Here is an 11001-nt window from a genome sequence, read left to right as displayed (position 1 = left end):
CACCGTCAGGTCATCGGCGAAATGCCGGTCACCGGTGGCGTCGGGCACGTACTTCACACAGACAACGATCCTCAAGCTCACGCCGGCTCTCCTACCTGGGTGTGGTTCGTAGGTCGACAGTATGGCACTCAGTACCCTCTGTAAAGGTACCCGGTGTCGGAATCGGCCTTCCGGTGCTACGTTCCCGGCATGACTGACGCGCGCAGACCAGCGAAGAAGGCACCGATGCGGGAGGTGCTCGCCGAGGCGGCCTTCCAGCTCTTCCTGGAGCGGGGCTTCGAACAGACCACGGTGGACGACATCGTGGCGCGGGCCGGGGTCGGGCGCCGGTCGTTCTTCCGGTACTTCCCGTCCAAGGAGGACGCGGTCTTCCCGGACCATGAACGGTGTCTCGCCGACATGACCGCGTTCCTGGACCGGGCCGGCGACGCCGATCCGGTGGACGCGGTGAGCGACGCGGCCAGGCTGGTGCTGCGCATGTACTCCGCAAATCCGGAGTTCTCCGTCCAGCGCTACCGGCTCACCCGGGAGGTCCCCGGACTGCGCACCTATGAACTGTCCGTGGTGCGGCGGTACGAGCAGACGATGGCCGGATATCTGCGGGGCAGGTACGGGGAGTCGGGCGACGGGGCGTTGCGCGCCGAGGTGATCGCCGCGTCCGTGGTCGCGGCGCACAACAACGGGCTGCGGACCTGGCTGCGTTCGGGTGGCGAGGGGGACGCGGAGGCCGCCGTCGACCACGCGCTCGGGATGGTGCGCCGGGTGTGGGGGAGCGAGGCGGAGGAAGGCGCGTCCATGCCTCCGGCGGACGGCGATGTGGTGGTGATGGTCGCCGCGAAGGGCGCTCCGATGTGGCGCGTGGTGCAGCAGATCGAGTCCGCCATCGGGCAGGGCTGACCATGCGGTCCGACTCGATCTGGCACTGAGTGTCTTTACGTCTCGGCACTCAGTGCCCTATGGTGCGGACGCGCCGACGCGCAGGTGCGGCGCATCCGAGCCGAGCGCAGGGGGTCGAACGTGTCCCAGTCATCAAGTGGCACCGTGCAGACGGTGCATGAGGAAACCGGGCTGGAGTACCACCGCTGCCGCTGGTGCGGCACGGCCTCCTTCCGCAGGCTGCTGTGCCCGGTGTGCGCGTCGGGCGACCTGAAGCCCGAACGCAGCGCCGGCCTGGGCGTCGTGGTGCGGTCCGGCGTCATCCACCGCTACACGGACGCCGCGCGCAACGAGTCCCTCGTCCGTCTCCCCGAGGGCTTCGTGTTCCGCTGCCGTGTCGTGGGTGCGGCCCCGCACCGCGTGGCGGTCGGCGCCCAGGTGCGTCCCGTGACCGCGGACGGCCCGGACGCGGGCGAAGTGGTCTTCGAACTCTGCGACCCGCCGAGGGACGACCACTGGCTCTGAGGGCCCGCCGCCCGACCTCGCCCGATCCCGCCCTGCGTCGGCCTTCCAGGACCCGGTTGTGGTCCTGGAAGGCCGACGTCGTCTTCGGGGGAGAGGGACGGGTCCGGGCCCCATGGGTCCGCCGTTACCCGATCGTCAGCAAAAAACGTCCGCGATGTGGGAACCCCTCTTGCCCTGCGGACTGTATGCGAAATACGGTCGGCGGTATTCCTTGATCACCCCTGGCGGGAGGTAGGCCCTCGTGCGCCGAAAAGTGGTTGCCCTGGTGGCAGTTGCATTGGTGTCCCTCACCTCGGGCTGCGCGTCGCTGCAGTCCTCGGCGACCGAGGTCGGCGGTGTGCGGAAAACCGACGAACGGTCCGTACGCGACGGCGGGACACTGACCGTCGCTCTCAACTCCGACCCGGACAAGCTCGACCCCACGCTCGCCCAGACCCTCGTGGGCCGGACGGTCTTCGCGGGCATGTGCGAGAAGCTCTACGACATCGACGAGGACGGCGTCGTCGTGCCGCAACTGGCCGCCGCGCTGCCCACCACCTCGGCCGACGGCCGCACCGTCACCCTGCGGGTGCGCCACGGCGCGAAGTTCAGCGACGGCACCCCGCTCGACGCCCGTGCCGTCGCCGCCTCGCTGCTGCGCCACCGCGACCTCCCGGGCTCCGCGCGCGCCACCGAGCTCGCCCCCGTCACCACCATCGAGGCCACCGGCCCGGACACCGTACGGATGCGGCTCAAGCAGCCCTACGTACCGCTCACCGGTGTGCTCGCCGACCGGGCCGGGATGGTGATGTCGCCGACCGCGCTCAGGAAATACGGGAAGGACTTCACCAACCACCCCTCCTGCGTGGGACCGTTCCGCTTCGTCGAACGCGTCGGCGGCGACCGGATCGTGCTGAAGAAGGACCCCCACTACTACGACGCGGACAAGGTCCACCTCGACGGCGTCGTCTACAAGCCCATCCCCGACGGCAACGTCCGGCTCGCCAATCTGCGCTCCGGCGACCTCCAGGTCGGTGACCAGATGGGCCCCGTCGACGTACGGAGCGCACTGACCGAACCGGGGCTCCAGCTCTTCAACTCGCCCTCGCTCGGCTACCAGGGCATCGGCCTCAACGTGGGCAACGTGAACGGGCTCGGCCGGAAGCCGGGGAAGCTCGACACCCCGCTCGCCCGCGACGTCCGGGTCCGTGAGGCCTTCGAGCTGGCCATCGACCGCGACACCCTCAACAAGGTCGTCTTCCAGGGCATGTACGAACCGGCCTGCGGCCCGATCTCCCCGCAGTCCGCCATCGCCCCCGGCGTAGCACCCGAGGACTGCCCGGAGCGCGACGTGGCGAAGGCGAAGAAGCTGCTGAAGGAGGCAGGGGTGAAGACTCCGGTGAGGATCGAGCTCAAGACCTCCACCACCCCCGAACAGGGGCGCGTCGGACAGGTCCTCCAGGCCATGGTCAAGGAGGCGGGCTTCGATCTCGCGCTGCGGCCCACCGAGTACGCCACCATGCTCTCGGAGACCGACGCGGGCCACTACGACGTCTTCACCAGCGGCTGGTCCGGCCGGCTCGACCCCGACGGCAACGTCTCCAACTTCCTGAGGACTGCGGGCGCCATGAACGCCTACGGCCTCGGCGACCCGGAGATCGACCGGCTGATCGACGAGGGCCGCACCGTCGCGGACCCGGCCCGCCGCACCGCGATCTACGACGAACTCACCCGGCGCGTCCGGGACGCCCACACCATGATCTACCTCTACCGGCAGAAGAACTACGTCGTCGCCACCAAGTCCGTCGCGGGCATCCGCGTCTACGGCGACGGTCTGGTCCGGGTCACGACTGCGGGGTACACCCGATGACGAAGTACCTGCTGACGCGGCTGCGTCAGTCCCTCATCACGCTCTTCCTGGTCTCCGTCGTGGTCTTCGCCGGAATCCGGGCACTGCCCGGCGACCCGGCACTCGCCCTGGCCGGCGAGGAACGCAGCCCCGAGGCGCTCGCCGCGATCCGTGAGGCGTACGGCCTGAACGACAACATCGTCGTGCAGTACGGACGGTTCATCGGCCACGCCCTCACCGGCGACCTCGGCACCTCCTCGCGCACCGGACTCCCGGTCGCGGACGCCATCGGACAGGCGCTGCCCGTCACACTGGAACTGGCCGCGCTCTCCCTGCTGCTCGCCGTGGTCCTCGGCATCGGTGCCGGAGTCGTCGCCGCCGTACGGCGCGGCAGGCCCGAGGAGTGGATCGCCAACGTCATCGCGCTGATCGGGCTGTCCATCCCGACCTTCTGGCTCGGCATCGTGCTGGTCCTCGGATTCGCCATCGCCGTACCGGTGTTCGCCGCCTCCGGCTACGTACCCTTCGGCACCGACCCGGTCGACAACCTGCGCCGCATGGTGCTGCCCGCGATCGTCCTCGGCTCCGGGCTCGCCGCCGTGGTGATGCGCCAGACCCGGGCCGCGATGCTCGACTCGCTCTCCGCCGACTACGTCCGCACCGCCCGCGCCAAGGGCCTGTCCCAGCGATCCGTCGTCGGCGGGCACGCCCTGCGCAACTCGCTCGTCACCGTGGTGACCGTGCTCGGTCTCCAGCTCGGCCACCTGATCTCCGGCGCCGTCGTCACCGAGCAGATCTTCGTCCTGCCCGGCTTCGGCAAGCTCACCATCGACGCCGTCTTCACCCGCGACTACGCGACACTCCAGGCCGTGGTGCTCTGCACCTCCGCCGCGTACATCCTCATCAACCTGCTGGTCGACGTGGTCTATTCGGTCATCGACCCGCGCATCCGGCTCGGAGGTGCCCGGTGACCACAGCGACCCAGACGCTCCCCACCGCACCGGCGGCCACCGCGAAGAAGCCGGCCGGCGGCGGCAGGCTGCGCGCCCTGGGCAGGAACCGGCTCGCCCTGACCGGTGGCATCATCGCCGCGGTCTTCGTCCTCGCCGCCCTGCTCGCCCCGCTGATCGCCCCGTACGACCCGGCCCGGCCCGACTTCGGCAACGTACTGGCCGAACCGAGCACGGCGCACTGGCTCGGCACCGACGACCTCGGCCGGGACCAGCTCTCCCGCATCGTGTACGGGGCACGGGCCTCCATGCAGGTCGGCCTGGTCGCCGTCGTGCTGGCCTTCGTCATCGGCGTACCGCTCGGGCTGCTCGCCGGGTACTACGGCAGGCTCACCGACAGCGTCGTCTCCCGGCTCACCGACACCATGCTGGCCTTCCCCTTCCTGGTGCTGGCCGTCGGCCTGGCCGCGATCCTCGGCCCCTCGCTCACCAACGCCACCATCGCCATCGGCATCTCGCAGATCCCCGCCGTCATCCGGATCACCCGGGCCGAGACCCTGCGGCTCAAGCACGTCGACTACGTCGGTGCGGCCATCGCCAACGGCGGCGGCGACGGCACGGTGCTCCTGAGGCACATCCTGCCCAACGCCACCTCCGCACTGATCGTCCAGGCGACCGTCGGCATCCCCGCCGCGATCATCGGCGAGGCGCTGCTCAGCTTCCTCGGCCTCGGCGTCCAGCCGCCCGCCCCGTCCCTCGGCGTGATGCTCTCCGGCGCCCAGTCCTTCCTGGCGCCCGCGCCCTGGCTGGCCGTCTTCCCCGGCCTGGCGATCGTCGCGGCGACGCTGGCCTTCAACCTGCTCGGCGACGGACTGCGTGACGTCCTCGACCCCCGCGGAGGCACCCGATGACCGGAGCCGTACTCCAAACAGTGCCCGGCGCCGTGCCCGAACCGGTGCTCAGCGTCCGTGACCTGTCGGTCTCCTTCCGCTCCGACACCCGGATCGTGCACGCCGTCGACAGAGTCTCCTACGACCTGTTCCCCGGCGAAGTCCTCGCCGTGGTGGGGGAGTCGGGGTGCGGCAAGTCCGTCACCTCCATGGCCGTCATGGGCCTGCTGCCGCCCACCGCGCGGATCGGCGGGTCCATCCGGCTCGGCGGCCGGGAACTGGTGGGCGCGCCGGAGAAGGAACTGCAGAAGGTCCGCGGCAAGGACATCGCGATGATCTTCCAGGAGCCGATGACCTCGCTCAACCCGGTTCTCACCATCGGCCGGCAGATCGGCGAGGTGCTCCGCAGGCACCAGGGGCTGAGCCGGAAGGAGGCGCAGGCGCGGGCGGTGGAACTCCTCGGCCTGGTCGGCATCCCCGCCCCGCAGCGGCGTATCGAGGAGTACCCGCACCAGCTCTCCGGCGGCATGCGCCAGCGCGTGATGATCGCCATCGCCGTCGCCTGCGACCCCTCGGTACTCATCGCGGACGAACCGACCACCGCGCTCGACGTCACCGTGCAGGCCGGCATCCTGGAGGTCCTGCAGTCGCTGCGCGAACGGCTCGGCACGGCGATCGTCCTGGTCACCCACGACCTCGGCGTGGTGGCCGACGCCGCGGACCGGGTGCAGGTGATGTACGCGGGCCGGACCGTCGAACAGGCCCCGGTCCACGACCTGTTCGGCTCCGCCCGCCACCCCTACACCCGCGGACTGCTCGGCGCCGTACTGCGGCCGGGCGGCGAGGGCAAGCGGCGGCTGCCGGAGATCCCCGGCCTGGTGCCGAGCCTCGACAGCCAGCCGGACGCCTGCACCTTCGCACCCCGGTGCGGCCGCGCCGACGACACCTGCACCGGCGGCCGGCCCGCCTTCGGGCCCATCGACCCCGAGGCGGGCGCGGACGCCGCCCACCGGGCGGCGTGCTGGCACCCGTACGAAGCGGACGAGCGGCCCGGCACCACAGGGCAGGCCGCCCCCGAGGCAACCGGAGCGGCGTCCGCAGCCCCGGCCACCACCGGAGCGACCACCGAAGCGTCCACCGTCGCGCGACCCGACCAGGAGGCCGGAAAGTGACCACCCCGCAGACCGTCCCCGCGCCCCGCGAGAGCGAGGACTCCCCGCAGCCGCGGCCCCCCGTGCTGCGGATCGACTCCCTGGAGCGGCACTTCGCGGCATCGGGCGGCGGCACCGTCCGCGCCGTCGACGGCGTCTCCCTCACCATCGGACGCGGCGAGGTCGTCGGCCTCGTCGGCGAGTCCGGCAGCGGAAAGTCGACCGTCGGCCGCTGCGTCGTACGCCTCGACGAGCCCACCGGCGGCACCGTCCACATCAACGGCACCGACGTCACCCACCTCTCCCGCCGTGCGCTGCGCCCGCTGCGCAAGGACTTCCACCTGGTCTTCCAGGACCCGTCCTCCTCGCTCGATCCGCGCATGACGATCGGCCGGATCATCGCCGAGCCGATCAGACTGCACCGGCGGGCCCGCGGCGCGGACGTACGGGCCCGGGTCGAGCAGCTCCTCGGCCAGGTCGGGCTGCGCCCCGAGCACGCCGACCGGCACCCGCACGAACTCTCCGGCGGACAGCGCCAGCGCATCTCCATCGCCCGCGCGCTCTCCTGCGACCCCGACCTCGTCGTCGCCGACGAACCGACGTCCGCGCTCGACGTCTCCGTCCAGGCGTCCGTGCTCAACCTGCTCGCCGACCTCCAGCGCGACCGCGGCTTCGGCTGCCTGTTCATCACCCACGACCTGGCCGCCGTCGAATACCTCGCCGACCGGATCGCCGTGATGTACCTCGGGCAGATCGTCGAACAGGCCCCGACCGCCGAACTGTTCGCCTCCCCGAAACACCCCTACACCCAGGCGCTGCTCTCCGCCGCGCCGGTCCCGGACCCCGTCGAGCAGCGCTCCCGCGAACGCATCGTGCTGCACGGCGAACTCCCCAGCCCGCTGGATCCCCCGCCGGGCTGCCGCTTCCACACCCGCTGCCCGCTCGCCACCGACCGGTGCCGCACCGAGGTCCCGGAACTGCGCGGACTCCCCGGCGGCCGGCAGGTCTCCTGCCACCTCGTCGGCGACGACGGGAGCGCCCCGGACGCCGCCGCCTGACTTTCCGTACATACGATCCGTTCCACCCTTCCGCACGTCGCAGCAAGGAGCCGCAACCGTGTTCACCACCCGGCCCACCCTCCAGGGCACCTTCGGCATGGTGTCCTCAACCCACTGGCTCGCCTCGCAGTCCGCGATGGCGGTCCTGGAGGACGGCGGCAACGCCTACGACGCGGCCGTCGCCGCCGGCTTCGTCCTGCACGTCGTCGAACCGCACCTCAACGGCCCGGCCGGCGAGGTGCCGATGATCCTGGCACCGAAGGACGGCGAGGTGCGGGTGCTGTGCGGCCAGGGCCCGGCCCCCGCGGGCGCGACCGTCGCCCACTACCGCTCCCTCGGCCTCGACCTGGTCCCCGGCACCGGACCGCTGGCCGCGGCCGTGCCCGGCGCCTTCGACGCCTGGATGCTGCTGCTGCGCGACCACGGCACCAAGACCGTCGCCGAGGTGCTGCGGTACGCGATCGGCTACGCCGAGGACGGCCACGCCCCCGTCGAGCGGGTCGGCCAGACCGTGGAGACCGTCCGCGAACTCTTCGAGACCGAGTGGCAGTCCTCCGCCGACGTCTACCTGCCCGGCGGCAAGGCACCCCGGCCGGGCGAGCTGTTCCGCAACCCCGTGCTCGCCGCCACCTGGCGCCGGCTGATCGCCGAGGCGGAGGAGACCGGCGGGGCGGACCGGGCCGCCCAGATCGACGCCGCCCGCAGGATCTGGAGCGAGGGCTTCATCGCCGAGGCCCTGGTCCGCCAGGCCGCCCGCCCCACCATGGACACCAGCGGCACCCGCCACACCGGCACCCTCACCGCCGCCGACCTGGCCGGCTGGTCCGCTTCCTACGAGGCCCCCGCCACGTACGACTGGAACGGCTGGACGCTCGCCAAGGCGGCCGGCTGGAGCCAGGGCCCCGCCTTCCTCCAGCAGCTCGCCCTGCTCCCCGCCGAACTGCCCCGGTACGGCAGCGCCGACTACGTCCACCTGCTCATCGAGGGCTGCAAGCTCGCCATGGCCGACCGCGAGGCCTGGTACGGCGACGCCACCGACGTACCCCTGGACGCACTGCTCTCAAAGCCGTACAACGCCGAACGCCGCGCCCTCATCACCGCCGAGGCCTCGTACGAGCTGCGCCCCGGCAGCCCCGACGGCCGCACCCCCGTGCTCAGCCGCCACGCCCACGCGGTCGCCGCCGGCGGCGACGGCTTCGACGCCATGGGCATCCCGACGGCGGGCGTCGGCGAGCCGACCGTCGCCAAGGACGGCACGACCCGCGGCGACACCTGCCACGTCGATGTGGTCGACCGCTGGGGCAACATGGTCTCCGCCACGCCCAGCGGCGGCTGGCTCCAGTCCAACCCGGTCGTGCCGGAGCTCGGCTTCCCGCTCGGCACCCGGCTCCAGATGGCCTGGCTGGACGAGGGCCTGCCCAACTCCCTCACCCCGGGCCGCCGCCCCCGCACCACCCTCACCCCGTCCCTCGCCCTGCGCGACGGCATCCCGGTCATGGCGTTCGGCACGCCCGGCGGCGACCAGCAGGACCAGTGGCAGGTGCACTTCTTCCTGGCGGTGGCACTGCGCGCCGAGGTCCGCGGCGGACTCGACCTCCAGGGCGCCATCGACGCCCCGAACTGGCACAACGACAGCTTCCCGGGCTCCTTCTTCCCGCGCGGGATGCGCCCCGGCAGCGTCACCGTCGAGGAGGGCATGGACCCGGAGGTCGTCGAAGAGCTGCGTCGCCGCGGCCATGACGTCACCGTCGGCGACCCCTGGTCCGAGGGCCGGATGTGCGCCGTGGCCCGCGACCCGGAGACCGGGGTGCTGTCCGCGGCCGCCAACCCGCGGGGCATGCAGGGGTACGCCGTAGGACGCTGAGCGGCCACTTCCCCGACATGACCAGGTCGTCGGCGCCCCGGCACCACATGATTGGCTGGGGGCATGACCGATGAATTCCTGGCCGGAGACCTGACCGAGGTCGAGGCGGCGGTACGCGCAGCGGCCGCCGCCGAGATCATGCCCCGTTTCCGGCAGCTCGCCGCGCACGAGATCGTCGAGAAGAACGGCCCGCACGACCTCGTCACCACCGCCGACCGCCTCGCCGAGGAACACCTCACCGCCTCGCTCACCGGACTGCTGCCCGGCTCGGTCGTCGTCGGCGAGGAGGCGGTCCACGCCGACCCGAAGGTGTACGAGGCGCTGGGCGGTGACGCACCCGTGTGGATCGTCGACCCGGTCGACGGCACCCGCCAGTTCGTCCGCGGCGAAGCGGGCTTCTGCACCCTGGTCGCCCTCGCCCACCGCGGTGAACTCCTGGCCTCGTGGACGTACGCCGCGGCCAGGGACGAGATGGCCGTCGCGGTCCGCGGCCGCGGTGCCACGCTCGACGGCAAGCGGATACGCTCCGGCTCGCCCGCCCCCGGGGCCGTGCTGCGCGTGGCGATGTCGCACCCCGACTACACCACCGACGCCCAGAAGCGCGCCCTGCTCGGCCTGCGCACCGAGGGGATCGAGGCCCGCCCCTGCGGTTCGGCGGGGCTCGAATACCTGGCCGTCGCCCGTGGCGAGCTGGACGCGGTCGCCTTCAACTGGGAGTACGCCTGGGACCACGCGGCGGGCCTGCTGCTGGTCGCCGAGGCGGGCGGCTCCCAGGCCACCCTCTCCGGCGCACCGTTCCGCATCACCGGCGGCAACGCGCTGCCATTCACGGCGGCCCGCGACGAGGAGACCGTCGAACGCGTCCTGCAGGCGCTCCGCGACGGGGCCTGAGCGGGATTCCGACCGGGACCGGGGATCTGCTCGGGCCAGGAGGATCCCGCTCAGGACCGGGGCCCCGTTCGGGCCAGGAGCTCCCCGCCCGCCTCACCCGCCGCAAGCCGACCGGACGTCCCGCACGAGCTGCGCGGCCAGCTCCACCGCCGACTCGTCCAGCCCCCGCAGCGCCTCGCCGATCCGCTCGGCGTACCGCGCGGGAGCGTCCGGCAGGGCGGCGGCCGCGGCCGCCGCGCCCTTCTCGTTCAGACACCAGGTGCGATGGTGGGCGTGGAGGGACTGGGAGAGGATGCCGAACGCCCGCGACAGGCACAGCGACACATGGAGCCGGTCGCCGCCTGGCGCCGACTTGCGGGCGGCCGCCACCGAGAACTCCGCCTCCCAGGCGGCATCGACGAGCGCGGTGCGCAGCGGCTCCGGATAGTTCCGGACCTCCTCCTGAAGCACCGTCAATTCCCCTTGCGGGTCCGCGAGCACCCGGCCCAGCGCGACCTCGCCGGGATACGCGGGGGACCAGAACCCGAGCGGGTGCCCCGGCTGCACGCCCACCTCGAAGCGCCCCTCACGGCAGTCGGCCCAGACCGCCTCCACCCGGTCCAGATCGCGCAGGATCCAGTCCACCGGGACGCCGTCCACCCGCAGCCAGGCCCCGCCGTCGACCCACGGCCCCCACCCGCCGGGACCGGCGACCTCGACGGGGGAACCCTGCACCTCGGAGGCCAGCGCGGCCAGCGCGGCCACGTCGGGGGTGCCGCGGTAGTACAGGCCCAGGTCCCAGTCGGAGTCCGGACGGTGGGTGCCACGGGCCCGGCTGCCGCCCAGCGCGACGGCCCGGATGCCGGGCAGTGCGGTGAGCCGGGCGGCCATGTCGGCGATACGGGCGGGCACATCGGTGACAGAGGTGGTGGGGGCGGTCGCTTCGTCGGCCGTCCGGGGCGCGGCCTGGGAGTTCGGTGTGTTCATCG

The 11001-nt window shown here is 72.4% G+C and carries 10 protein-coding genes and 1 pseudogene; 9 read left to right on the top strand and 2 right to left on the bottom strand.

Going from position 1 to position 11001, the window contains the following annotated elements:
- Positions 1-81 (bottom strand): annotated as a pseudogene (locus tag ACFYY1_RS41445) (electron transfer flavoprotein subunit beta); the annotation flags it as partial.
- Between the two features lie 144 nt (positions 82-225).
- Between ACFYY1_RS41445 and ACFYY1_RS41440 the strand changes: the two are divergent.
- The 9 genes from ACFYY1_RS41440 (at position 226) to ACFYY1_RS41400 (ending at position 10033) form a co-directional block, all read left to right on the top strand.
- On the top strand, positions 226-897 hold the full coding sequence (locus tag ACFYY1_RS41440; RefSeq protein ID WP_388595125.1) for a TetR family transcriptional regulator: 672 nt from the start codon (positions 226-228) through the stop codon (positions 895-897).
- A 153-nt stretch (positions 898-1050) separates the two neighbouring features.
- Positions 1051-1401: a Zn-ribbon domain-containing OB-fold protein gene (locus tag ACFYY1_RS41435; protein WP_388595123.1), complete on the top strand. Its 351-nt coding sequence runs from the start codon at positions 1051-1053 to the stop codon at positions 1399-1401.
- Between the two features lie 265 nt (positions 1402-1666).
- Entirely contained in the window at positions 1667-3250 is a 1584-nt protein-coding gene (locus ACFYY1_RS41430) for an ABC transporter substrate-binding protein (protein WP_388595122.1), read from the top strand.
- Positions 3247-4200 (top strand): ABC transporter permease, encoded by a 954-nt coding sequence (locus ACFYY1_RS41425; protein ID WP_388595120.1) that lies wholly within the window; start codon positions 3247-3249, stop codon positions 4198-4200. The genes ACFYY1_RS41430 and ACFYY1_RS41425 overlap by 4 nt, the downstream gene beginning before the upstream one ends.
- Complete coding sequence (locus ACFYY1_RS41420) at positions 4197-5090, top strand: ABC transporter permease (RefSeq protein WP_388595119.1); 894 nt, start codon at positions 4197-4199, stop codon at positions 5088-5090. The genes ACFYY1_RS41425 and ACFYY1_RS41420 overlap by 4 nt, the downstream gene beginning before the upstream one ends.
- Complete coding sequence (locus tag ACFYY1_RS41415; RefSeq protein ID WP_388595118.1) at positions 5087-6241, top strand: ABC transporter ATP-binding protein; 1155 nt, start codon at positions 5087-5089, stop codon at positions 6239-6241. Before ACFYY1_RS41420 ends, ACFYY1_RS41415 begins: the two co-directional genes overlap by 4 nt.
- 62 nt (positions 6242-6303) lie before the next feature.
- The gene (locus tag ACFYY1_RS41410) at positions 6304-7278 is read left to right on the top strand and encodes an ABC transporter ATP-binding protein (RefSeq protein WP_388595129.1); all 975 of its coding nucleotides are present in this window, start codon (positions 6304-6306) and stop codon (positions 7276-7278) included.
- A 58-nt stretch (positions 7279-7336) separates the two neighbouring features.
- The gene (locus ACFYY1_RS41405) at positions 7337-9142 is read left to right on the top strand and encodes a gamma-glutamyltransferase family protein (protein WP_388595116.1); all 1806 of its coding nucleotides are present in this window, start codon (positions 7337-7339) and stop codon (positions 9140-9142) included.
- Positions 9143-9205: 63 nt separating this feature from the next.
- Positions 9206-10033, top strand: coding sequence for an inositol monophosphatase family protein (locus ACFYY1_RS41400; RefSeq protein ID WP_388595115.1), 828 nt, complete (start codon positions 9206-9208; stop codon positions 10031-10033).
- Positions 10034-10126: 93 nt separating this feature from the next.
- Here ACFYY1_RS41400 and ACFYY1_RS41395 read toward each other — a convergent pair whose 3' ends face one another.
- Positions 10127-10903 carry a nucleotidyltransferase domain-containing protein gene (locus ACFYY1_RS41395; protein WP_388595128.1) on the bottom strand — a complete coding sequence of 259 codons (777 nt, stop codon included), beginning with the start codon at positions 10901-10903 and terminating at the stop codon, positions 10127-10129.
- Positions 10904-11001: the final 98 nt, after the last annotated feature.

The sequence above is a fragment of the Streptomyces sp. NPDC001890 genome (genome assembly GCF_042891445.1).
Taxonomy (GTDB): domain Bacteria; phylum Actinomycetota; class Actinomycetes; order Streptomycetales; family Streptomycetaceae; genus Streptomyces.
This window is presented reverse-complemented; position numbering and strand designations above follow the sequence as displayed.